22 protein-coding genes are annotated in these 23643 nt (G+C 67.2%); 10 read left to right on the top strand and 12 right to left on the bottom strand.

Features of this window, described 5'->3' with window-relative positions; all coding sequences use genetic code 11:
* Positions 1-4: 4 nt before the first annotated feature.
* A complete protein-coding gene (locus C1704_RS10845) occupies positions 5-943 on the bottom strand; it encodes an AAA family ATPase (RefSeq protein WP_419186795.1) in 939 nt (312 codons plus the stop codon).
* Positions 944-993: 50 nt separating this feature from the next.
* Between C1704_RS10845 and C1704_RS10840 the strand changes: the two genes are divergently transcribed.
* The 3 genes from C1704_RS10840 (at position 994) to C1704_RS10830 (ending at position 5144) form a co-directional block, all read left to right on the top strand.
* A complete protein-coding gene (locus C1704_RS10840; protein ID WP_104302751.1) occupies positions 994-1929 on the top strand; it encodes a histone deacetylase family protein in 936 nt (311 codons plus the stop codon).
* Between the two features lie 68 nt (positions 1930-1997).
* A complete protein-coding gene (locus C1704_RS10835) occupies positions 1998-3329 on the top strand; it encodes a mechanosensitive ion channel family protein (RefSeq protein ID WP_104302750.1) in 1332 nt (443 codons plus the stop codon).
* A gap of 54 nt (positions 3330-3383) precedes the next feature.
* Positions 3384-5144 (top strand): cation:proton antiporter, encoded by a 1761-nt coding sequence (locus C1704_RS10830; protein WP_104302749.1) that lies wholly within the window; start codon positions 3384-3386, stop codon positions 5142-5144.
* A 44-nt stretch (positions 5145-5188) separates the two neighbouring features.
* Here C1704_RS10830 and C1704_RS10825 read toward each other — a convergent pair whose 3' ends face one another.
* Both C1704_RS10825 and C1704_RS10820 read right to left on the bottom strand, forming a co-directional pair.
* Positions 5189-6670 (bottom strand): potassium/proton antiporter, encoded by a 1482-nt coding sequence (locus tag C1704_RS10825; protein WP_104302748.1) that lies wholly within the window; start codon positions 6668-6670, stop codon positions 5189-5191.
* 94 nt (positions 6671-6764) lie between these two features.
* Complete coding sequence (locus tag C1704_RS10820; protein ID WP_104302747.1) at positions 6765-8291, bottom strand: fumarate hydratase; 1527 nt, start codon at positions 8289-8291, stop codon at positions 6765-6767.
* A 240-nt stretch (positions 8292-8531) separates the two neighbouring features.
* Here C1704_RS10820 and C1704_RS10815 point away from each other — a divergent pair, with 240 nt between their 5' ends.
* From C1704_RS10815 to C1704_RS10790, 6 genes are read left to right on the top strand one after another with little or no spacing between them, the layout of a single operon-like run.
* Complete coding sequence (locus C1704_RS10815) at positions 8532-11369, top strand: monovalent cation/H+ antiporter subunit A (protein ID WP_104302746.1); 2838 nt, start codon at positions 8532-8534, stop codon at positions 11367-11369.
* A complete protein-coding gene (locus C1704_RS10810; protein WP_104302745.1) occupies positions 11366-11710 on the top strand; it encodes a Na+/H+ antiporter subunit C in 345 nt (114 codons plus the stop codon). Before C1704_RS10815 ends, C1704_RS10810 begins: the two co-directional genes overlap by 4 nt.
* Complete coding sequence (locus tag C1704_RS10805) at positions 11707-13314, top strand: monovalent cation/H+ antiporter subunit D (protein ID WP_104302744.1); 1608 nt, start codon at positions 11707-11709, stop codon at positions 13312-13314. The genes C1704_RS10810 and C1704_RS10805 overlap by 4 nt, the downstream gene beginning before the upstream one ends.
* Positions 13311-13859 (top strand): Na+/H+ antiporter subunit E, encoded by a 549-nt coding sequence (locus C1704_RS10800; protein ID WP_104302743.1) that lies wholly within the window; start codon positions 13311-13313, stop codon positions 13857-13859. Before C1704_RS10805 ends, C1704_RS10800 begins: the two co-directional genes overlap by 4 nt.
* Positions 13856-14140, top strand: a complete 285-nt coding sequence (locus C1704_RS10795) for a K+/H+ antiporter subunit F (protein WP_104302742.1) — start codon at positions 13856-13858, stop codon at positions 14138-14140. The genes C1704_RS10800 and C1704_RS10795 overlap by 4 nt, the downstream gene beginning before the upstream one ends.
* An 8-nt stretch (positions 14141-14148) precedes the next feature.
* The gene (locus C1704_RS10790; protein ID WP_104302741.1) at positions 14149-14490 is read left to right on the top strand and encodes a Na+/H+ antiporter subunit G; all 342 of its coding nucleotides are present in this window, start codon (positions 14149-14151) and stop codon (positions 14488-14490) included.
* Here the strand turns inward: C1704_RS10790 and mnhG are convergent.
* From mnhG to C1704_RS10745, 9 genes are all read right to left on the bottom strand, one after another.
* Positions 14475-14819, bottom strand: a complete 345-nt coding sequence (gene mnhG, locus C1704_RS10785) for a monovalent cation/H(+) antiporter subunit G (protein WP_104302740.1) — start codon at positions 14817-14819, stop codon at positions 14475-14477. The genes C1704_RS10790 and mnhG overlap by 16 nt on opposite strands.
* Complete coding sequence (locus tag C1704_RS10780; RefSeq protein ID WP_104302739.1) at positions 14816-15094, bottom strand: MrpF/PhaF family protein; 279 nt, start codon at positions 15092-15094, stop codon at positions 14816-14818. Before C1704_RS10780 ends, mnhG begins: the two co-directional genes overlap by 4 nt.
* Positions 15091-15450 (bottom strand): Na+/H+ antiporter subunit E, encoded by a 360-nt coding sequence (locus C1704_RS10775; protein WP_104302738.1) that lies wholly within the window; start codon positions 15448-15450, stop codon positions 15091-15093. Before C1704_RS10775 ends, C1704_RS10780 begins: the two co-directional genes overlap by 4 nt.
* Before the next feature lie 18 nt (positions 15451-15468).
* The gene (locus C1704_RS10770; RefSeq protein WP_104302737.1) at positions 15469-16923 is read right to left on the bottom strand and encodes a proton-conducting transporter transmembrane domain-containing protein; all 1455 of its coding nucleotides are present in this window, start codon (positions 16921-16923) and stop codon (positions 15469-15471) included.
* Positions 16920-17333 carry a sodium:proton antiporter gene (locus C1704_RS10765; RefSeq protein WP_104302736.1) on the bottom strand — a complete coding sequence of 138 codons (414 nt, stop codon included), beginning with the start codon at positions 17331-17333 and terminating at the stop codon, positions 16920-16922. The genes C1704_RS10770 and C1704_RS10765 overlap by 4 nt, the downstream gene beginning before the upstream one ends.
* Positions 17330-17788 (bottom strand): MnhB domain-containing protein, encoded by a 459-nt coding sequence (locus C1704_RS10760; protein ID WP_104302735.1) that lies wholly within the window; start codon positions 17786-17788, stop codon positions 17330-17332. The genes C1704_RS10765 and C1704_RS10760 overlap by 4 nt, the downstream gene beginning before the upstream one ends.
* Positions 17785-20037, bottom strand: coding sequence for a hydrogen gas-evolving membrane-bound hydrogenase subunit E (gene mbhE / locus C1704_RS10755; RefSeq protein ID WP_170064678.1), 2253 nt, complete (start codon positions 20035-20037; stop codon positions 17785-17787). Before mbhE ends, C1704_RS10760 begins: the two co-directional genes overlap by 4 nt.
* A 195-nt stretch (positions 20038-20232) precedes the next feature.
* On the bottom strand, positions 20233-20778 hold the full coding sequence (locus C1704_RS10750) for a DUF2062 domain-containing protein (RefSeq protein ID WP_104302733.1): 546 nt from the start codon (positions 20776-20778) through the stop codon (positions 20233-20235).
* A gap of 8 nt (positions 20779-20786) precedes the next feature.
* Entirely contained in the window at positions 20787-21389 is a 603-nt protein-coding gene (locus C1704_RS10745; protein ID WP_104302732.1) for a YqhA family protein, read from the bottom strand.
* Positions 21390-21638: 249 nt separating this feature from the next.
* Here C1704_RS10745 and acs point away from each other — a divergent pair, with 249 nt between their 5' ends.
* Positions 21639-23606: an acetate--CoA ligase gene (gene acs, locus C1704_RS10740; protein ID WP_104302731.1), complete on the top strand. Its 1968-nt coding sequence runs from the start codon at positions 21639-21641 to the stop codon at positions 23604-23606.
* The last annotated feature ends 37 nt before the right edge of the window (positions 23607-23643 follow it).

Genomic DNA, 23643 nt, shown 5'->3' with positions numbered 1-23643 from the left:
GGGTTCAGGGCAGGGGGACCGTCTCGAGCATGGCGCGCACCTGTTCGGTGCGTCCCCGCCCGCTGCCGGGCACCGGCTGGAGCCGGTGGGCAATGGTTTGCGGCAGGATGGCCTGGATGTCGTCGGGGGCCACGTAGTCGCGCTGCGCCAGCAGGGCCCGGGCGCGTGCGGCCCGCAGCACCGCCAGCCCCGCGCGTGGGCTCAGTCCCTCCACGAACCACCGCCCGCTGCGGGTGGCGGCGATCAGGTCCTGCAAGTAGTCGAGCAAGGGGGCGGCGGCGTGCACCGCGAGCACCGCCTGCTGCACCGCCTGGACCTCCGACGGACTCATCACCGGCATCAGGCGCGAGACGGCGTCGCGGCGGTTGCTGCCGGCCAGCAGTTCGCGCTCGGCAGCCCGGTCCGGGTAGCCCAGCGTGATGCACATCAGGAAGCGATCCAGCTGGGATTCCGGCAAGGCGTAGGTGCCGAGCTGGTCGTTCGGATTCTGGGTGGCGATGACGAAAAAGGGGGACGGCAGGGGTCGGGTCTCGCCCTCCACACTCACCTGATGCTCTTCCATGGCCTCCAGCAGCGCGCTCTGCGTCTTGGGCCCGGCGCGGTTGATCTCGTCGGCCAGCAGCACCTGGGCGAATACCGGGCCGGGGTGGAAAACGAAGGCCTCCTTGCCGCGCTCGTAGACGCTCACCCCCACCAGGTCGGTGGGCATCAGGTCGGCGGTGAACTGAACGCGTGAGAACCGCAGGCCCAGCGACACCGCCAGGGCATGCGCCAGGGTCGTCTTGCCCACGCCTGGCACGTCCTCGATGAGCAGGTGGCCGCCGGCCAGCAGGCACGCCAGGGCATCGTCCACCTGGGCCGACTTGCCCACGATGATCGTGTTAATCTGATCGCGCAGCCGCCGGAGCTGGCTGTGCATGTCGGGAAAGGTCGGCGCGTTCATGGCGCGGACCTTACCCGAAATCAGAAAGACCCAAAGGGGACAAGTTCACGATGGCGACCGGCTACTTCAGTCACTCCGACTGCAGGCGTCATGACATGGGACCCGGCCACCCCGAGTGCCCTGAACGCCTTGCGGCCATCGACGATCACCTCATCGCCACGGGCCTGGATGTGGCCCTGGAGCGGCACGATGCGCCACTTGTGGACCTGCGAGATGTCGAACTCGCACATCACGCCGCCTACGTGGCCAACCTCAAGGATTTCATGGAGCAGGTGGCGGCCTCGGGCGAGCGCCGGGCCATCGACATGGACACGGTGGTGTGCGAGCACACCTGGGCGGCCGCGCTGCGCGCTGCCGGCGCGGCCGTGGCGGCCACCGATGCGGTGATCGACGGGCGACTGGACAACGCCTTCTGCGCCGTGCGCCCGCCGGGCCATCATGCGATGCGCGGTCAGGCCATGGGCTTCTGCTTCTTCAACAACGTGGCCGTGGCCGCACGCCATGCACTCGACGTGCGGGGCCTCAAGCGCGTGGCGGTGGTGGACTTCGACGTGCATCACGGCAACGGCACCGAGGACATCCTGGCCGGTGATGACCGCGTGCTGATGGTGAGCTTCTTCCAGCATCCCCTGTACCCCTACAGCGGTGACCAGCCGTCGGCGGGCAACATGTGCAACCTGCCGGTGCCGGCCTACACCAAGGGCATGGATGTGCGCGAGCTGATCGAGATGATCTGGATGCCGCGACTGGAGCGTTTCAAGCCGCAGATGATCTTCATCTCGGCCGGCTTCGACGCCCATCGGGATGACGACCTCGGCCAGCTGGGCCTGGTGGAGGCCGACTACGAATGGATCACCCAGCGCGTCATGGACGTGGCGAACCGCCATGCGAAAGGGCGCGTGGTCTCCTGCCTGGAAGGCGGCTACCACCTGGGCGCGCTGGCACGCAGCGTGGCGACTCACCTTCGCGTGCTGGCTGACGTCTGACGCCCCTGCGGGGGAGGGCCCCGGCGGCGCTATGCTTCGCGCCGCGTTTCACTTCCGGTCTACACCCCATGACGTCTGCCGTTGCTGACACACCCAAGGATCTGCCTTCCCTGCTGGCTGCGCTGGCTCAGCCATCCTCGCTGATCGAACTGGCGGTCATCGCGGCCTGCCTGGTGCTGGCCTGGGCCCTGGTGCGGCTGGTTCGCGGGCCGCATGCGCCGCAGGCGTCGGTCTGGTTCGGCCGGCGCGTCATCGATGGTGTGCTGTTCCCGGTCGTGGCACTGGCACTGGTCTATGGCGCGCGGGTGGCGGCCGAAAGCTGGGTGCCGCTGGCCGTGTTCCGCGTGGCCGTGCCGGTGCTGATGTCGCTCGTGATCATCCGCATGAGCGTGCGTGTGCTGTCGGCGGCCTTCCCGGAATCGGCGCTCATGCGTGCGGCCGAGCGCACCATCTCCTGGGTGGCGTGGATGGCGGTCGTCCTGTGGATCACCGGTGTCCTGCCCGTGCTGCTGGAGGAGCTCGAACGCATCCAGTGGAAGCTCGGTGGAGCAACCGTGTCCCTGCGCCAGATCCTGGAAGGAACGCTGTCAGCCGGCTTCGTCATGATGGTGGCCTTGTGGATCTCGGCCGCGATCGAGGCGCAATTGCTCAAGGGGGTGATGGGTGAGAGGCTGTCGCTGCGCAAGGCGGCCTCCAACGCGGTGCGTGCGGGGCTCGTGTTCGTGGGGCTGCTCGTGGCGCTGTCTTCGGTGGGGATCGACCTCACCGCCTTGTCGGTGCTGGGTGGGGCCGTCGGGGTCGGCATCGGCTTTGGCCTGCAGAAGCTGGCGGCCAACTATGTCAGCGGTTTCGTGATCCTTGCCGAGCGTTCGCTGCGCATTGGCGACTTCGTGCGGGTGGCCGATTTCGAGGGCCGCGTCACCGACATCACGACGCGCTACACCGTTGTGCGTGCGGCCAACGGCCGCGAGGCCATCGTGCCCAACGAGATGCTGATCACCACCCGGGTCGAGAACCTCTCACTGGCCGATCGCAACATGCTGCTGTCCACCGTGGTGCAGGTGGCCTACGGGACCGATGTCGACGGTCTGCGAGCGCGCATCATTGAGCGGGTGCGCCAGGTGCCGCGCGTGTTGCAGGAGCCCGGTCCTGCAGCGCACCTCACGGCCTTTGCCGCCGACGGCCTGGAGCTGACGGTCTTCTTCTGGATTGCCGACCCGGAAAACGGCCAGGCAGGTGTGCGCTCGGGCGTCAACCTGGCGATCCTGTCCCTGTTCAATGAGTTGGGCGTGGAGATCCCCTACCCACAGCGGGTGGTTCACGTGCGAGCGCCGGCTCAGGACGTGAAGCCGCCCGCGGCCGCAGAACCGTCGCCCGGGAGGGGCCAGTGTCTTGACTGACATCAAGTCGAGCACTCCGGGCCTGGCTATCCTGCCCGCAAGGTTCTGGCGGTCATGACACACATCTTCCTGGGGCAGGTGATCCTTCTCATCGCGGGCGCGCTCGCCGCCGTGATGCTGCTGCAGCGTCTGCGCATGCCCAGCAGCCTGGGCTACCTGGCTGTGGGCATCGTGCTGGGACCTCATGCCTTGAACCTGGCTCCGGAACCTGATCGTGCCAAGGTGATTGGCGAACTGGGCATTGTGTTCCTGCTGTTCACGGTGGGTCTCAACTTCTCGTTGCCGCGCATCCGAGCCATGGGGCGCTCGGTGTTTGTGCTGGGAACGGCCCAGGTGTTGTTGACGACGGTGCTGGTCGGCGCGGGGCTCTGGTGGGCAGGACTGCCGCTGGTGGCAGCGCTGGCCGTTGGCGCCGTGGTGGCGCAATCGTCCACGACCGTCATTGCCAGGCAACTCGCCGAGCAGGGAGAGGGTGACACCCGTCACGGTCGCCTGGCAACCGCCATGTCGGTTTTCCAGGATGTCACGGCCGTTCCGCTGGTGGTGATTCTGCCGGTGCTTGGCGGCATGGGCGGCAGCATGGGGGGGCCCCTGGCGCTTGCCGCGGGCAAGGCCTTGCTGGCCTTCTTGCTGGTGTACGGCGCCGGTCGATGGTTGTTGCGCCCGGCGTTTCACGTGGTGGCCAACAGCCGTTCGCCCGAAATGTTCACCCTTGCGGTGCTCTTGGTGACCTTGCTCGCTGCCGCCTTGACCTCCGCGCTTGGCCTGTCGATGGCACTGGGGGCCTTCCTTGCCGGCATGATGCTGGGAGACACGGAGTTCCGTCACCAGCTGGAATCGTCGATTCGGCCCTTTCGCGACGTGCTGCTGGGGCTGTTTTTCGTCACCATCGGCATGCTTGCGGACTTTTCTGTCCTGCCCAGCATCTGGCAGCAAGTCGCGATCACCGCGGTCGGTCTGATGGTGGTCAAGGCGCTGCTCGTGTCCGGGATTGTCCGTCTGGGCGGAATTGACATGCGCACGGCCCTGCGCGTGGGGTTGGTGCTGGCTGTTGGTGGCGAGTTTGGCTTCGCACTGCTTGCAATCTCGCTGGAGGCCCGGTTGCTCGATCCGCTGCACGCCCAGGTCGTGCTGAACGCCGTGTTGTTGAGCATGGCCTTGGGTCCTCTGGTGATTCGCTCCAACGGCTCACTGGCTGCGTGGCTATGGCGCCACGGTGCCGTGAAGGCCCGCACAGACGACTTGGTGGCACCTCCATCCGGGTTGCAGGATCATGTGATCCTGTGCGGATATGGGCGCGTGGGTCGAAGCGTCGCTCTTTTTCTGGCTCGCGAGGGCGTGCCCTACGTGGCGGTGGATCTCGATGCCGATCTGGTGCGCAACGCCTTTGCACAGGGCGAACCGGTCTACTACGCCGACGCTGCCGAGGCCGATATCCTGGAGGCGCTGGGGCTGGATCAGGCCAGACTGTTGGTGGTGACGCACGATGATCTGGGTGCAGCACGCAAGACGCTGGCGCACGCGCGGCGACTGCGGCCCGAGTTGCCGGTGACGGTACGCACCCGGGACGAGGAGCATCTGGATGAGTTGCTGGCAGCCGGAGCCAGAGAGGTCATTCCTGAAACCCTGGAGGCGGCCTTGATGATGGCGGCGCACGTCTTGCTCCTGGCTGGGGTGGCGCCGTCCACTGTGATGCTGCGGATTCGCGAGCAGCAGCTGTCGCGGTATGGTTCGCTCAGCGCACTGTATAGAAACGACGGTGAGCATCCGGGTGCCAGCTCGGGCGAGACATCGCACCGTTCTGTTCCCCGGTGACACCCGCCCGGGCGACCCGCGGGAGGACGTCAGGGGAGCATGGGCTAGGCGTTCTCAGCCGGGTGCAGCGGGATGGACAGCCCCAGCTTTCGTATGCGGGCGCCCTCCATCTCGCGCACGCTCAGGACGGCTTCGCCCAGGTTGACATGGTCTCCGACGATGGCGGGGCGCCCCAGCCGGCGGGCGACCCAGTCCGCCAGCGGAAGCTCGGCGTCCGGGACTGCAGGCAGGCCGTAGAACTCGCACAACAGGCCCGTCGGCTGGTGGCCATCGAGCACGAAGTCACCGAACACGGCGCGCGTGCCTTCTTCGTCATCCTGATCGGGCAGCGCAACATCGAAACGACGCCCGGCCCAGCCGATGGTGGTGCCCTGGAAGATCAGTGACACCAGCACAACCATGAAGGCCACCTGGAACAGCAAGGTGGCATTGGGGACACCGGCCATCAGCGGGAAGATGGCCAGCACGATGGGCACGGCTCCTCGCAGGCCCACCCAGGAGATGAACCACACCTCCTTTGCGCCGAAGCGGAAGGGCGCCAGGCACAGCCACACGGCAAAGGGGCGGGCCACGAACATCAGGACCGCCGCCACCCCCAGGGCCGGCAGGGCGCTGCCCAACAGGCCAGAGGGGGTCACGAGCAGCCCCAGCAGCAGGAACATCACGGCCTGAGACAGCCAGGCGTACCCGTCCATGGCCGAAAACGCCGAACGCACGCGACGTCCGCCGCGGTTGCCCACGACCATGCCGAACAGGTAGATCGCCAGAAACCCCGAACCGCCTGCCACCCCTGTGAGAGAGAAGACCGCCAGGCCCGAAGACGCCAGCAGCAGGCCCATGATGCCGCCACCGCCGTGCTGACGAGGCAGGCGGTTCACCATTTCGCTCACCACAAAGCCTGCGCCCACCCCGATCAGCGTGCCCAGGCCGAATTGCTGCGCGAAAGACCACAGCATCATCGTCAGCCCAGAGCCGCTGCCGGGGGCCACCGTGATCAGGGTGATGAAAGCCATCGTCAGGAAGACGGCCATGGGGTCGTTCATCCCCGATTCGATCTCCAACGTGGCTGCCACGCGTTCATTGAGCTGCACCCCCGAGGTCTTCAGGAGCGCAAACACCGCAGCGGCATCGGTGGAGCCCACGATGGCGCCCAACAACATGCCCTGCTGCCACGACAGGTCCAGCAACAGCATGGCGCCCAGGCCGGTGAGCAACGCCGTGATCAGCACGCCTACGGTGGCCAGCAGCAGCGAGGGTTTCAGTCCTGTGCGGAACGTGGACAGCGAGGTGCGCAAGCCGCCATCGAGCAGGATCACGGCGAGCGCCACGTTGCCCACCCAGAAGCTCAGCGTGAAATCCGAGAACCGCAGCCCGCCGGGGCCATCCTCACCGGCCAGACCGCCGGCGATCAGGAAGATCAGCAGGAAGGAGAAGCCCACCCGGGCCGACAGCATGCCGGCCAGCACGCTGCTCAGCAGCAGCGCGGAGGCGATGAGCAGGGGGACATTGATGAAATTGAAATCCATGCGCAGACAGGCCGTGACCCCTCAAGCGTAACAGCCACTGTGGTGATCCCCGTTGGGGATCACCACATCGATGCGCACGCACGCGGCGGTGGCCTCAGGCCACCGCGACCGGGATCTTGCCGATCTTCGCCTGCCACTCGCGCGGGCCCGTGATGTGGGCGCTCGTGCCGCCCGCATCCACCGCCACCGTCACCGGCATGTCCACCACGTCGAACTCGTAGATGGCTTCCATGCCCAGGTCCTCGAAGCCGACGACCTTGGCACCCTTGATGGCCTTGCTCACGAGGTAGGCGGCACCACCCACGGCCATCAGGTAGGCGCTCTTGTGCTTCTGGATGGCCTCGATGGCCACCGGGCCGCGTTCGGCCTTGCCGATCATCGCGATCAGTCCCGTCTGGGCCAGCATCATGTCGGTGAACTTGTCCATGCGGGTGGCGGTGGTGGGGCCGGCCGGGCCCACCACCTCGTCACGCACCGGATCGACCGGGCCGACGTAGTAGATCACGCGGTTGGTGAAGTCCACCGGCAGCTTCTCGCCCTTGGCCAGCATGTCGGCGATGCGCTTGTGCGCCGCGTCACGGCCGGTGAGCATCTTGCCTGACAGCAGCAGCGTCTCGCCCGGCTTCCAGCTGGCCACCTGCTCGCGTGTGAGGGTGTTGAGGTCCACCTTCTTGCTCTTGTTGTAGTCGGGCGCCCAGTGCACATCGGGCCACAGGTCGAGACTGGGCGGCTCCAGATAGGCCGGGCCCGAGCCGTCGAGCACGAAGTGCGCATGGCGCGTGGCGGCGCAGTTGGGGATCATCGCCACGGGCTTGGAGGCCGCATGCGTGGGGTAGGTCTTGATCTTGATGTCGAGCACCGTGGTCAGGCCCCCGAGGCCCTGTGCGCCGATGCCCAGGGCGTTGACCTTCTCGTACAGCTCCAGGCGCAGTTCTTCCAGCTTGTTCTGCGGGCCACGCTGCTGGAGCTCGTACATGTCGATGTCTTCCATCAGCGATTCCTTGGCCAGCAGCATCGCCTTCTCGGCCGTGCCGCCGATGCCGATGCCCAGCACGCCCGGCGGGCACCACCCGGCACCCATCTGGGGCACGGTCTTGAGCACCCAGTCCACCAGCGAGTCGCTGGGGTTCATCATCACGAACTTGGTCTTGTTCTCGGAGCCGCCCCCCTTGGCGGCCACCGTCACGTCCACGGTGTTGCCGGGCACCAGCTCCATGTGGATGACGGCCGGCGTGTTGTCCTTGGTGTTCTTGCGCTCGAAGTGCGGGTCGGCCAGCACCGAGGCGCGCAGCTTGTTGTCCGGGTTCAGATAGCCGCGGCGCACGCCCTCGTTGATGGCATCGGCGATCGAGCCGGGGAAGTTGGCGAAGCGCACGTCCATGCCGATCTTCAGGAAGACGTTCACGATGCCGGTGTCCTGGCAGATCGGGCGGCGGCCCTCGGCACTCATCTTCGAGTTGGTGAGGATCTGCGCGATCGCGTCCTTGGCGGCCGGCGACTCCTCGCGCTCGTAGGCCCGCGCCAGGTGGGCGATGTAGTCGGCCGGGTGGTAGTAGCTGATGTACTGCAGGGCGGCAGCCACGCTTTCGACGAGGTCGTCGTGCTGGATCGTGGTGGTCATGGGGGCTTCGAGGTTGTGGAGCGAGGAGGGCCGGAGCCGCAAACCCGTTGATTTTAGCGATCCCGGCGTGGTCGGCCCCGAGGAGAACCGATCCACCTTGCATGGACATGACAGCGTCCCCAGGATCGCCTGCGTGGTTGCCACAAGGGAAGGTTGTGCCCACATGTTTCTACAATCAGCCGTTTTTTGTGTGCTCGACCCCTACGGGGGGCCAGTCCTGCCACCTACCTGTCTCACACGATGAACCTCCTTGCCACGGTCGTCTTGCTGCCCCTGGTGCTGGGCACCGTCCTGTGCTTCTGGCTCGGCCGGGTGGAGACCCCGGCCCGCCGCCGTGCCACCGCCTGGGCGGCAGGCCTGGTGGCCGCGGCGGCATTGGCTCTGCTCGCCAGCCAGGCCGGCGCTGTCTTCGATGGTCAGACCGTGCTGCACCACGCACCCTGGGTGCCGGCCATCGGCCTGAACCTCGGCTTCCGCCTCGATGGCCTGGCCTGGATGTTCGCCGCGCTGATCAGCGGCATCGGCATCCTCATCGTGCTGTATGCCGCGTTCTACCTGCATCACGACGATCCGGCCGGCAAGTTCTTCAGCACCTTGATGCTGTTCATGGCCGCGATGCTGGGCATCGTGCTGTCAGACAACCTGCTGCTGCTGGTGGTGTTCTGGGAGCTGACCAGCATCTCATCGTTCCTGCTGATCGGCTACTGGGGAAACAAGGAGGAGTCGCGCGCCGGCGCTCGCATGGCCCTGGCCGTCACCGGCGGCGGGGGCCTGACCCTGCTGGCGGGCTTTGTGGTGCTGGGGCAGATCGCTGGCACCTACGAGCTTTCGCAGATGCTGGGTCGTGGCGCCGAGATCCAGGCCCATCCGATGTTCCCGGTGGCGCTGATCCTCATCCTCCTGGGCTGCTTCACCAAGAGCGCCCAGTTTCCCTTCCACTTCTGGCTGCCCGAGGCCATGGCGGCGCCCACGCCGGTGTCGGCCTACCTGCATTCGGCCACCATGGTGAAGGCGGGCCTCTTCCTGCTGGCGCGCCTGTACCCGGTGATCGGTGGCAACGTGCTCTTCGAGAGCATCGTGGCCACCGTGGGTCTGGTCACCATGGTCTTCGCCGCCTTCGTGGCGCTGTTCAAGCACGACCTGAAGGGACTCCTGGCCTACTCGACGATCAGTCACCTCGGCTTCATCGCCTTCCTGATCGGCCTGTCCTCGCCGATGTCGGCCGTGGTGGCCATCTTCCACATCCTCAATCACGCCAGCTTCAAGGCCGCGCTGTTCATGACGGCAGGCATCGTCGACCACGAAACCGGCACGCGCGACATGCGCCGCCTGGGCGGCCTGATGAAGGCCATGCCCTGGATCGGCAGCTTTGCGCTGCTGGCCTCGGCCTCGATGGCCGGGCTGCCGCCCTTCAACGGCTTCCTGTCCAAGGAGATGATGCTCGAGCAGGCGGTGCACGCGCAGTTCTGGGGGTCGCTGAACTGGCTGGTGCCGGTGCTGGCGACCCTGGGCGGCCTCTTCTCGATGGCGTATTCGCTGCGACTGGTGCATGACGTCTTCTTCAACGGCCCGGCCAAGGACCTGCCGGGGCACCCGCATGAACCCCCGTGGGGTATGAAGGCGCCTGTGGCACTCCTCGTGGTGATCTGCATTGCCGTGGGTCTGATGCCGGCACTGCTCACGGGGCCGCTGGTGGTGGTGGCCGCCACCGCGGTGCTGGGTGCGCCGCCGCCGGAATTCCACCCGGCCCTGTGGCATGGTTTCAACCTGCCGCTGCTGATGAGCGCGATTGCAGTGGGCGGCGGGGCCCTCTACTACTTCGCCATGCAGTCCGGGGGTCGCCTGCACCGTTACCTGCCCGGCGCTTTCAGTGGCAAGGCCGTCTTCACGGCGTTCATTGACGGCCTGTTCGGGCTCGCCGGTCGCATCAGTGGTGCGCTGGAGAACGGGTCGTTGCAGCGCTACCTCGCCTGGATGATCGCGCTGGCCATTGGTCTGGCCGCCTGGCCCTTCTGGCTCCCGGCAGCCGACAACCTCGGTGCCCAGGGGCGCGAACTGTTGCCGGCGCCGCCCGTGGCGATCGCCATCTGGGGCGTTCTGCTGGTGGTGGGCGCTGCGCTGCTGCGGGCCCACCGCCAGCGCTATATCGCGGTGGTCCTGGCGGGTGCGGTGGGGCTGGTCACCTCGCTGGCCTTCATCGCCCTGTCGGCGCCGGATCTCGCCATGACCCAGCTGTCGGTGGACGTGGTGTCCACCGTGCTGCTGCTGATGGGCCTGGCGCTGCTGCCGCAGACCACCCCGGCGGAGTCGAGCACCGGCCGCAAGCTGCGCGACGGCCTGCTCGCCCTGGCCGGTGGCGGTGGCGTGGCCTGGGTGAGCTGGCTGATGCTCACGCGGGATCACGATTCGATCTCCTGGTACTTCCTGGAAAAGTCGCTGCCCGAAGGCGGGGGCACGAACGCGGTGAACGTCATCCTGGTCGACTTCCGCGGCTACGACACCTTCGGCGAGATCACCGTCCTTGGCATCGCAGCCCTGGGCGTGCTGGCCCTGCTCGATGGCATGCGCGTGCGCCGCCCGACGGTGGATCCGCAGGGCCGCGCCTGGAGCTACAGCCAGGAGCCGCTCATGCTGCGTGTCGTGGCCCGCCTCGTGCTGCCGCTGGCCCTGGTGGTCAGTGCCTTCATCTTCTGGCGAGGGCACAACCTGCCCGGCGGTGGCTTCATCGCCGGCCTGATCACGGCGGTGGCCCTGGTGCTGCAGTACATGGCCATGGGTCAGGCGCGTGCCGAGGCCGTGCTGCGCGGCGCGGCCGGGCGGCGCTTCGTGCGCTGGATCGGCATCGGCCTGGGCATCGCCTGGCTCACTGGCGTGGGGGCCTTCTTCTTCGGCAAACCCTTCCTGACCAGTGCGCACGGCCATCCTGTCGTGCCGGTGCTGGGTGAGCTGCCGCTGGCCACCGCGGCACTCTTCGACCTGGGGGTCTACATCACGGTGGTGGGAGCAACGATGCTGATGCTGTCGGTGCTGGGAGCGGCCAGCAAGGAAGTGGCCAAGGACAAGGGAGTGACGGCATGACGATGGAGTTCCTCGTGGCCACGGGCATCGGCTGGGTGACCGCGTGTGGCATCTATCTGCTGCTGCGCGGGCGCACCTTCCCAGTGGTGATTGGCCTGACCCTGCTGGGCTATGCGGTCAACGTCTTCATCTTCGCGATGGGGCGACTGTGGAGTGCCGCACCCCCCATCCTCACCGAAGGCAGCGCCGTGGCCGACCCGTTGCCCCAGGCCCTGGTGCTCACCGCCATCGTGATCGGATTCGCCACCACCGGCTTCGTGATCGAGATGGCGCTGCGCAGCCGCCATGAGAATGGCAGCGACCACGTCGATGGGCATCCGGACAAGGCGGAGCAGGCATGAACTGGTTCAGCGAACACCTGCCCATCCTGCCCGTGCTGCTACCGGCCCTCACGGCGGTCGTGCTGCTGCTCATCGGCGACCATGGGGGCGATGCCCATGGCAGCCATGGCCACCGCAAGCTGCTGTGGGCGCGTCGCATCGCGCTGACGTCGGTCATCCTGGGTCTGGTCATTGCCGCACGTCTGGCCATCGAGGCGGGTCAGGGGGATCTCAAGGCCTACGAGGTGGGCGACTGGCCGGCCCCCTTCGGCATCATGGTGCTCATCGATCGCCTCGGGGCGATGATGCTGCTGCTCACCTCCTGCGTGGCCCTGCCGGTGCTGTGGTACGCCACGGGGGGCTGGGATGCGCATGGCCGCTACTTCCACGCCATCTTCCAGTTCCAGCTCATGGGGTTGAACGGTGCGTTCGTGACCGGCGATCTGTTCAACCTGTTCGTCTTCTTCGAGGTGCTGCTCATTGCGTCCTATGTCCTGATGGTGCACGGGCAGGGGAAGGAGCGCTTCCGCGTGGGCGTGCACTATGTGGTGCTGAACCTCGCGGCCTCGTCGCTCTTCCTGATCGGCGTGGCGCTCATCTACGCCAAGACCGGCACGCTCAACCTTGCCGACCTTGCCTTGCGGGTGCCCAAGGTCACGACACCGGAATCCGTGGTGCTGCAGGCGGCTGCCCTGGTGCTGCTGGTGGTGTTCGGCTTCAAGGCGGCACTGATGCCCCTGGCCATGTGGCTGCCGGCCACCTACTCGGCGGCCAGTCCGCCGGTGGCGGCTCTTTTTGCCATCATGACCAAGGTAGGGGTTTACGCCATCGTGCGGGTGCACGGCGTGGTCTTCGGCGCCGGGGCCGGGGATGCCGCCCTGACGGTGGAGCCCGTGCTGCTTCCGCTGGCCCTGCTGACCAGCGCCGTGGGGGTGTGTGGTGCCCTCGCGTCGCGCACCTTGCCGCGGCTGGTGGCCTGGCTGACGGTGGCCTCCGTGGGCACCGTGCTGGCCGGTATCGGGCTGTTCTCGGCCGAGGCCTGGTCTGCGGCGCTCTACTACATGCTCAACAGCACCCTGGTGATCGCCGGCCTGTTCCTGCTGGCCGAACTGGTGGGCGCACAGCGGGGAGACGCATCGACCCAGCTGGTGCCGGCTTCACCAGTGGCCCAACCGGCACTGCTCGGGCTGATGCTGCTGCTGGCGGCGGCGTCCACGGCAGGCTTGCCGCCGCTGCCGGGCTTCATCGGCAAGCTGATGATCCTGGAGGCCGCCAGCAGCCACGCCTGGCACACCGCCGTGTGGTCGGTGGTGCTCGTGGTGGGCTTCCTGACCCTTGTGGGCCTGGCCCGTGCCGGCAGCATCCTCTTCTGGCATGTGCGTGACGACCTGCCCGCTTGCGGCACCTCCGGGGCGAGCCCCAAGCTGGTCGCGGCCACGTTCTTGCTGCTGGCAGCCAGCGTGGCACTGAGCGTGCTGGCGGCACCCATCCAGCGTTACACCGAGGCCACGGCAATGCAACTGAGCGATCGCTCTGCTTATGCGCGCGCGGCGCTGCGCGACGTGGGCGGAGAGCAGGCCGACACCACCCGTCCCTACCGCGTGCGCAAGGAGGCTCCACGATGATCCAACCCCCGCACTCCCCATCGTCCGCAGGGACCGGGACGCGACGCGAGCAGCTGGGCCCACGTCGCTGGTGGGCCCATCCGGCCCTGTCCCTGTTGCTTGCCGCCGTGTGGCTGCTGCTGCAGGAAAGCCTCGCGCCCGCTCAGATCCTCGCGGCCATCGTGCTGGGGCTGCTCGTGCCACGCCTCATCCATGGGTTTCTTGGCCCGGCGATGGCGCCCCGGCGCCTGGGGCTGGCTTTGCGTTTCGTCATCATCGTGCTGTGGGACATTGTCGTGTCCAACCTCACGGTGGCGCGCATCGTGCTCTCGCCGGGATCCAACCCCCAGCCGGCCTGGGTCCGCGTTCCGCTGCGGCTGCAGCAGCCGGGGGCGATCACGCTGCTGGCCACCATCATCACCACCACGCCGGGCACGGTGTCGTGCATCGTCGATGACGAACGACACGAGATCCTGGTGCATGCCCTGGACTGCAGCGATCCGCAGGCGCTGGTCGAGCAGATCCAGCAGCGCTATGAACAACCGTTGATGGAGATCCTCGGATGAACGGATGGCCCCTGATCGACTGGGCGCTCGATTTCGCCTTCGTGGCGGTGGGCCTGGCCCTGCTGCTGTGTGCCTGGCGCTTGCTGCGTGGCCCCGAGGTGACCGACCGTGTGCTGGCCCTGGACACGATGTACATCAATGTGGTGGCCCTGGTCATCCTGTTCGGCATGCGCTTCGGCACCGAGCTTTTCTTCGAGGCGGCGCTGATCATCGCGTTGCTGGGCTTTGCCTCGACGGTGGCCCTGGCGCGCTATCTCAGCCGCGGCGACGTGCTGGAGTGAGGTGAACGATGTGGACTGAATTGCATTGGGTCCTGCAGGCCGGCATCGCGCTGATGCTCGTGGTCGGCGGGGTGTTTGCCCTGGTGGGGGCCATCGGGATGTTGCGCTTCCCCGATTTCTACATGCGCCTGCATGCCCCCACCAAGGCCACGACGCTGGGCGTGGGCGGCGTGCTCGTCGCCAGCATGGCCACCAACTGGGCCGAGGGCCGCTACGGCCTGCATGAGCTGCTCATCACGCTCTTCCTGTTCGTGACCGCCCCGGTGTCAGCCAACCTCCTGGCGAAGGCGGCCATGCACCTGCGCAACCGCTCCAAAGCGCCGGTTCCTGAGGATCAGCCGCGCCCCTGAGACTGCGTATCGACCAGGCGCGCCGCGTCCAGCTCGTCCTGGGCCTGGCTCTCGCGGACGGCGGCGCGTGCGAGCAGGTGGGATGCCACGGGCAAGGTCGCCAGCAGGAAGGCCAGGATGACCAGCAGGCGCAGGGTCCAGCCGGTGTCCTGCGCCCACAGCATCGCGCCCACGCACACGCAGGCCAGCGCCAGCGTCCCGGCCTTTGTGGCTGCGTGCTGGCGGGCCAGGGCATCGGGCAGTCGAATCACACCCCAGGCGGCAATCAGGATCAAGATGGCACCCGCAAGCAGTAGCAGCGAGCCGACGATCTCCAGCAAGCCGTTCATCGTGACACCTCCCCGGTCCCTTCGCGGGGCGCCCGGTCGATCAGGCGGGCCCAGCCGATGGTGGCCACAAAACCGACCAGGGCCAGGCCGATCCCCACATCCATGAACACCGTGCGCGAGGTCGCCAGGGAGGCCGCCACGCACAGCGCCACTCCGGCCGCCAGCAGGATGTCCAGGGCGACGACGCGATCGGCATGGGTGGGCCCCTTCACGATGCGCACAGTGGCCAGCACCGAGGCCGCCAGCGCGCACAGGACGAGCAGGCTGACGATCATGCCCGACCCTTTCCGAAAAGAATGACGAGGTAGCGCTCGAAGTCGTTTCGGATGCCGTTCACGACAGCCGGGACGTCGGTGGTGTCGAGCATGTGCAGCAGCATTTCGTGACGCTCCATGTCGATGTCGATGGTGGTGGTGCCCGGTGTGAGGGAGATCATGCAGCCCAGCAGGGCCGCCCCTTGTTCGCTCATGGGTGCGAAGCGGATGCGCACGAAACCCACCGGCGGACGTTCTCCACCGGGTCCGCTGGCGCGCAGGATGACACGCACGGTCTGCCAGCCCGAGACCACCACCGCGCGCAGGAAGCGCAGCAGCAGCACGAGACTGACCAGGGGATGACGCAGGATGGACATGGTGATGCTCCCCGGCCCTCAGCGGCCAAACCCGGCCACCGCGGCCGTTGCGTAGCCCAGCAGGCTCTGCGGCGACAGGCTGATCCACAGTGTCACGGCGGCCAGGCCCGTCGTGGCCAGATAGGCGGCGCCCAGTCGCACCCGGGCGGGTTGCCAGGTCTCGTCAGGATGAGCCTTCCAGAAGGCTTCCATCCAGATCTTCATCATCGAGTACAGCGTGAGCACGCTCACCAGCAGGGCGGCCACCGTCCACACGATGCGTTCCTGGGCGATGGCCTCGCGAAGGATGAGCAGCTTGGCCCAGAAGCCCGACAGCGGCGGAATGCCCACCAGCGACAGCGCCGGGATCAGGAAAAGCACGGCCAGCAGCGGCTTGAGGGCATACAGCCCGCCGATGCGGCGCAGGTCGTAGCTGCCGGTCAGCGCCCAGACGATCGCGCCGATGAGGAAGAGGTTGGCCTTCACCACGATGTGGTGCAAGGTGTAGAAGAGCGTGGCGGCGTGCCCTTCCGGCGTGGCCAGCGCGATGCCGAGCAGGATGTAGCCGATCTGGCTAACGATGTGGAAGGCCAGGATGCGGCGGATGTCCCAGTGGTAGGCGGCCCCCAGCACGCCGGTGATCATCGTGGCGGCGGCAATCCAGCCCAGGGCCTCGTAGAGCACCTGAGGTGCCGGGCTGAACACGTCGCCCAGCGTGCGCAGCACGGCATAGACACCCACCTTGGTGAGCAGGCCGGCAAACAGGGCGAGCACCGGAGCGGGCAGCGTGTGGTAGGACGCCGGCAGCCAGGCAAACAGCGGGAAGGCGCCCGCCTTGATCAGGAAGGACAGTGTCAACGCGGCCAGCAGGGCGAGCCCCAGGGCCGGCGGCCACTGGGCAGACGCTTCGCCCAATGCCGTGAAGTTGAGGTGACCGGTGGCGCCGTAGATCAGGCCCACGCTCATCAGCAGCAGCATGGTTCCGAAGAGGTTGAGCGCCAGGTACTTGAAGGTGCCGTCGAGCTGGTCCACACGGCCGCCGATCGCAAAGAGGCCGACGGAGCAGATCAGCATCACCTCGAACCACACATAGAGGTTGAAGAGGTCGGCTGTGCTGAAGGAGCCCCCCACGCCGGCGAGCACCCCGTGCACCAGGGGCAGCAACAGCGGATGACGTGGCCCCGGATCGGCGTCGCTCACCAGGAAGAGCAGGGAGGCCACCCCCATCAGCGCCGTGATCAGCACCAGCGAAGCGCCGGTTCCGTCCACCACGAACTCGATGCCGAAGGGGGCCACCCAGCCCCCGAACTGAGCGACAGCCGGGACGCCGGAGGAGGCCTGTGCGACCAGCATCAGCGCGCACACGGCCAGCGCGGCGATGCCCGCAAAGCTGATGGCCTGTTGCAGACCCGGTCGCCGGGAAGCCGCCGTGGCCAGCATGGCGGTGCCCAGCGGCACCAGCACCGGGGAGACAGCCAGGAAGCTCACGCTCATGCGGTGCTCCCTGCACGGGCGTCAGCCTCCCGCGTGGGCAGCGGCGGCTTGACGGGGTCGGTGGGTTCGGGTTCGGCCTCGCGAAGCGCCAGCGCATCATCCGTGCGCGCCCGCTCGATCAGGCGAAGCACCAGCACCAGCGAGAAGCACATCAGGGCAAAGCCGATCACGATTGCCGTGAGCACCAGCGCCTGGGGCAGCGGGTTCGCCGCACCGGCGAGCACACTCTCGCCCAGCGGCACCACAGGCGGTTGCGTCGAGCCGATGCGGCCGGCAGAAAACAGCACGAGGTTGGCCCCGGCGCCCAGCACGGCCAGGCCGAGCACACAGCGCAGCACGTCGCGCGAGAGCGCAAGGTACAGGCCCAGGGCCACGGAAATCCACACAGCGGCGGCCAGCGCCCAGGTCATGATCGGGTCTCCTTGGAATCCTTGGACAAAGGCTCATCGATGTCGATGAGCGCGAGGGCGTAGCCGGCCAGCGCGCCCCACACGCACAGATAGACGCCGATGTCGAAGAGCAGCACGGTCGAGATCTTGAACTCGGTGAACCCGAGGTTGAGACTGCCCCACCAGTGCGTGAGGAAGGCCTGACCCTGCCAGACGGCGGGCAGGCCCGACAGTCCCGCCAGCAGCACACCCAGCGCGGCCAGGCCGACGGCCGACCCGGTGGGCAGGCGCCGCGCGGCCTCGGCGGGCGAGCGTGCGATGCCCCACAGCACGGACGCGCTCACGGCCACCAGGGCCCCGATGAAGCCGCCGCCAGGTTCGTTGTGGCCACGCAGCAGCACCCAGATCGATGCTGCCAGGATGACCCAGTACAACACGCGGGCCACCACGTCGAGGATCACGATGCGCGGGTTCATCGACGGCCCTCCTGCTGTGCCTCAGACGCCCCGCGCAGACTGCGCAACAGTGGCAGGGCTGCCAGGAAGGAAAGCGCCACCACGGCGATCTCGCCCAGGGTGTCCAGGGCTCGGAAGTCCACCAGGATCACGTTGACCACATTGCGCCCGTAGGCCTCGGGCACGCTGCGCTGGGCAAAGAAGTCGGAGAGGAAGGCATCGAAGGGGGTGGCCACGGTCAGCAGCAGCAAGGCCGTGATCAGGGTGGCGAAAGCCATCGACACGAACGCGGCACCGGGCCGCCAGGCGGGCTCCTCGATCGATGCCGGTCGCCCCAGGCGCTTGAGCTTGAGCAGCACCGCCGCCACGACCACGACGAACACCGTTTCCACGGTGAACTGGGTGAAAGCGAGGTCGGGCGCGCCGACGAACAGGAACAGCGCCGCACTGCCATAGCCCACCAGGCCACTGGCCAGCAGCAGGGTGAGCCGGTCGCGCAGCAGGGCCGCCGCCACAGCCCCCAGGCCGATCAGCATCACCGAACCCACCACACCCCAGGACCAGGGCCCCGGCATCGGCCCGGGCAAGGTCAGCAACGCGGGGCCGAGGGCTGCGAGCAGACCCACCGAGACGGCACCGATCGTCAGCGTCATGTACCCGGGCAGGCGCCCGTGCTGCAGGCGTCGTGTCACCGCCGCAGCCGCCTTGGGAAGCCACACCAGCGAACGCTCGTAGTGGGACGCCATGCCAATGCGGCCAATCTTCGCTCCCAAGGCCTCGAAGAGCCGGTGCAGCGGATCCCAGAACACATAGATCAGGGCACCGATCAGCAAGGTGACGGCCAGGGACCCAAGCGACGGGCCGATCTCCAGCGCCAGGCTGATCACGATGGCTTCCGTGCCCGGCGTCATGGCCAGGGAGGCGTCGGCCAGCAGTTCGTCCACGAAGAAGGGGAAGAGGCCCAGGCCGATGCCCACGCTGGCCAGCACCAGAGGGGGCAGCACGAGGGCAGGGCCACCCTCGTGGGCGTGCGGGGTCTCGTTCGCGCCGGGATGGCGCCAGAACACTCGCAGAGCGGCCACACCAGCCACGGCCACCGCGATCGCCCCGAAGACCGTGTTGGCTGCGCGCGCGAAGGCAAAGACGTCGTCGGCGCTCTTCACCTCCAGGATCACGTCCTTGACGATGTAGCCGAAGGACAGCGGCATGCCGGCCATGGAGGCGCCGGCCAGGAGGGCAGCCGCTGCCGTGAAGGGCATGGCCTTGCGCAGACCGCCCAGGCGGTCGATCACCCGGGTGCCCGTTCCGTGGTCGATGTTGCCAGCCACAAAGAACAGCGGTGCCTTGTACAGCGCATGGGCCAGCAGGAGTGCGCCCACAGCCACCGTGGCACCTTCGCCGCGCAGACCGATGAGCACCACCAGGGTGCCCAGGGTGGCGACGGTGGACCAGGCCAGGATGCGCTTGAGATCACGCTCACGCAGCGCCAGCACCATGCCCCAGGCGGCCGTGATCGAGCCTGCCGTCTTGAGCGCGATTTCCCAGAGGTCCCATTCGCCGAATGCCGGATCCAGCCGCGCCAGCAGGTACACGCCCAGCTTCACCATCGTGGCCGAGTGCAGGTAGGCCGACACCGGCGTCGGTGCCGACATTGCGTTGGGAAGCCAGAAATGGAAGGGGAACTGGGCGCTCTTGGTGAAGGCGCCGACGAGGATCAGGACCAGCGCGGTGGTGAGTGCCGGGGTGGGGGCCTCATAGGGGATCTGCTCGATGAGGGCCGACAGCGAGTAGGTGCCCACCTGCTGCCCGAGCAGCAGCAGACCGGCCAGCAAGGCGAGCCCCCCGGTGCCCGTGACCAGGAAGGCCTGCTGGGCCGATTTGCGGCTGGACAACTCGGTGTGGTTGAAGCCCACCAGCAGGAAGGAGGTGAGGCTGGTGAGCTCCCAGAACACAAAGAGCACGATGAGGTTGTCCGCCGTCACGCAGCCGATCATCGCCAGCATGAAGAGCGAGAGCAGCACGTACAGCCTCGACTGCTGCGGATGGCCGGCCAGGTAGCCGCCGGCATAGACGAACACGGCGCTGCCCACGCCCGTGATCATCAGCAACATCAACGCCGACAGGCCGTCGATGCGCCAGGCGAGGTCGATCCCCAGATCGGGAATCCATGCGATCTGACCCTGGACGGGCAGGGACTGGGTTGTCAGCAGCCAGAGAACCCAAGCCAGCGCCACCACGGGAACGGCAGTGAATGCCGCTCGTCCGGCCAAGCCGAGACCGCCGGCGTCCGGGTGTGGGTGGGCTGGCGCGCTTGTTGTGATTGTGGCCATGGGGCGGATGCGCGCAACAACGCTGCGCAGACAGGGGTCCTGCACAGCGTAGCAAAAAACAAACGCGTCGCGGCGATGCCGCGACGCCCGACCCCCCATGGAGCCGGTCGTCGCGCGGAAGTTCCCGCAATCGGATCAGGTCTCGCCGGATCCGGCCTCGTGTGAGGCCACGTCGTGCTGGGCGCGAGGCCGCCACAGCAGCCACACGGCCAGGTAGCCCAGCACCGAACTGGTGACGGCCAGCACGGTCAGCCCCAGCAGCAAGGGCGTGCCGGTTGCCTGGATGGAATGCCACAGCGCCTGCCACCAGCCTTGCTGGGCCGCCAGCGTTTCGACGTGCGCCTCCAGGGCCTGCGCCACCACCTCGCCGCGCTCGGCGCTCAGGATCCAGCTGCCGATCTGGTAGGCGAGCCAGTACACCGGCGGGAAGGTGAAGGGGTTGGTCACCAGGGTCGAGGCGGCAGCCACGGCCACGTTCGCCCGCAGGAAGACCGCCGTCACCACCGCAAACAGGAACTGCGCGAAGGGCAGCATGAAGCCGAAGAACAGGCCGATCCCCACGGCCCGCGCCACCGAATGGCGGTCGAGGTGCCACAGGTGCTCGTCCTTCAGGCGGTGCGCCACCGGGCGCAGCCACTTGGACGCCAGCAACTGCTCACGGGTGGGCACCCAGCGCTTCATGGAGAGGTTCAGTGAGAGTCGGCAGTCGAGTGGCTCATCAGCCGGTCGGCCAGGGCGATGGCCAGGGCCGAGAAGAGGAAGGCGATGTGGATCAGCGTCTGCCAGATCAGCACCTTCTCGTCATAGTTGCCGGCATTGATGAAGGTCTTGAGCAGATGGATGGACGAGATGCCGATGATGGCCGTGGCCAGCTTGACTTTCAGCACCGAGGCATTCACGTGGCTGAGCCATTCCGGCTGGTCGGGGTGCCCTTCGAGCTTGAGCCGCGAAACGAAAGTCTCGTAGCCGCCCACGATCACCATGATCAGCAGATTGGAGATCATGACCACGTCGATGAGCGCCAGCACCACCAGCATGATGATGGTCTCGTTCAGCGCCGTGACCTGCACATCCGTCTTGTAACCGATGCTGGTGACCAGCTTGGTCAGCGCTTCCTGGCTTCCGAACACCGCCTCCAGCAGGTGCACCAGCTCCACCCAGAAGTGAAAGACGTACACCCCCTGGGCGACGATCAGCCCCAGGTAGAGGGGCAACTGCAGCCAGCGGCTGGCAAAGATCAGGTTGGGCAGCGGGCGCAGCCGGGTGGCCCGGGGGTCGGGAATGGCGCTCATCAACGGCCTAGGGATACTACGGAATGTCGCGGATTCTAGGGCCAGCCGACACTATCGGCGGGGCTCGCTGCGGGCCGACCGTGCGAAGTGACACGGCCGCCTCACCGGCGCGTGTGGAAGTATTCCAGGCCTTTATGGCGGGCGCATGTCGGGGTAAAACCGAGGGCGCCAGAGTAAGGCCTTCGTAAGAGCCTCCCCCTAAGGTTTCGCACCATCCGGATTTGACCGACCACCGACAGGAGACATCCCATGTCCGACCAGGAGAGCAAGCTCTATCCCCCGCCTGCCCAGATCGTTGCCGGCGCCCACGTGTCCGGCATGGCGGCCTACGACAAGCTGTGCGCCGAGGCTGAGGCCGACTACGAGGGGTTCTGGGCCCGACTGGCCCGCGAACTGGTCACCTGGAAGCAGCCTTTCACCAAGGTGCTCAACGCCAGCAATGCCCCCTTCTACAAGTGGTTCGAGGACGGCACGCTCAACGTCTCCTACAACTGCCTGGACCGCAACGTCGAGCGGGGGTTGGGCGACAAGGTGGCCATCATCTTCGAGGCCGACAACGGCCAGGTCACGCGGGTCACTTACCGCGAGCTGCTCGAGCGCACCTGCCGCCTGGCCAATGCGCTCAAGGCCCAGGGGGTGAAGAAGGGCGACCGCGTGGTGATCTACATGCCCATGTCGGTCGAGGGCGTGGTGGCCATGCAGGCCTGCGCCCGCATCGGCGCCACCCATTCCGTCGTTTTCGGTGGGTTTTCAGCCCAGTCGCTGCGCGACCGCATCCAGGATGCCGGTGCCGTGATGGTGCTCACGGCCGACGAGCAGGTCCGCGGCGGCAAGCAGCTGCCGCTCAAGGCCATCGTCGACGAGGCGCTGGGGCTGGGGGGCTGCGAGACCATCCGCAAGGTCATCGTGTACCGCCGCACCGGCGGCAACGTGGCCTTCGACCCCGCCCGCGATGCGTGGCTGCACGAGGTCACGCAGAACCAGCCGGCCACCTGTGAGCCGGAATGGGTCGAGGCCGAGCATCCGCTCTTCCTGCTCTACACCTCGGGCTCCACCGGCAAGCCCAAGGGCGTGCAGCACAGCACCGGCGGCTATCTGCTGCATGCCGCGCTCACCACCAAGTGGACCTTCGACCTGAAGGACAACGACATTTTCTGGTGCACGGCCGACATCGGCTGGGTCACCGGCCACACCTACATCACCTATGGCCCCCTGGCGCTGGGTGGCACCGAAATCGTCTTCGAGGGCGTGCCCACCTTCCCGGACGCCGGCCGTTTCTGGCGCATGATCCAGGACCACAAGGTCACCATCTTCTACACCGCACCCACGGCCATCCGCTCGCTCATCAAGGCGGCCGAGAGCAACGAGGCGGTCCATCCGAAGCGCTATGACCTCTCCAGCCTGCGCATCCTCGGCTCGGTGGGCGAGCCCATCAACCCGGCGGCCTGGGAGTGGTATCACGCCAACGTGGGGGGCGGGCGCTGCCCGATCGTCGACACCTTCTGGCAGACCGAAACGGGCGGCCACATGATCACCCCGCTGCCAGGCGCCACGCCCTTGGTGCCGGGCTCGTGCACGCTGCCTTTCCCGGGCATCCAGGCTGCCATCGTCGATGAAACCGGCAATGACGTGCCCAACGGCCAGGGTGGCATCCTGGTGGTCAAGAAACCCTGGCCCAGCATGATCCGCACCATCTGGGGCGACCCGGAGCGTTTCAAGAAGAGCTACTACCCGCCCGAACTCAAGGGCTACTACCTGGCCGGCGACGGTGCCATCCGCGACGCCAGGACGGGCTACTTCACCATCACCGGGCGGATCGACGACGTGCTCAATGTCTCGGGCCACCGCATGGGCACGATGGAAATCGAGTCCGCCCTGGTGAGCTGCACCGAACTGGTCGCCGAAGCCGCGGTGGTGGGCCGTCCGGACGACACCACCGGTGAAGCCATCTGCGCCTTCGTGGTGCTCAAGCGTCCGCGTCCCACTGGCGAGGAGGCGAAGAAGATCGCTGCCGAACTGCGCAACTGGGTGGGCAAGGAGATCGGCCCGATCGCCAAGCCCAAGGACATCCGCTTCGGCGACAACCTGCCCAAGACCCGCTCGGGCAAGATCATGCGCCGCCTGCTGCGCTCGATCGCCAAGGGCGAAGCCATCACCCAGGACACCAGCACCCTGGAGAACCCGGCCATCCTTGAGCAGTTGTCACAGGCCAACTGAGGCCTTTCGCGGGCGCTAGACTGGCGGCCCCATCCGC

The organism is Caldimonas caldifontis (assembly GCF_002930615.1).
GTDB lineage: Bacteria > Pseudomonadota > Gammaproteobacteria > Burkholderiales > Burkholderiaceae_C > Caldimonas > Caldimonas caldifontis.
Note: the sequence above shows the minus strand (reverse complement) of the source record. Positions and strands in the feature narration are given on the sequence as shown.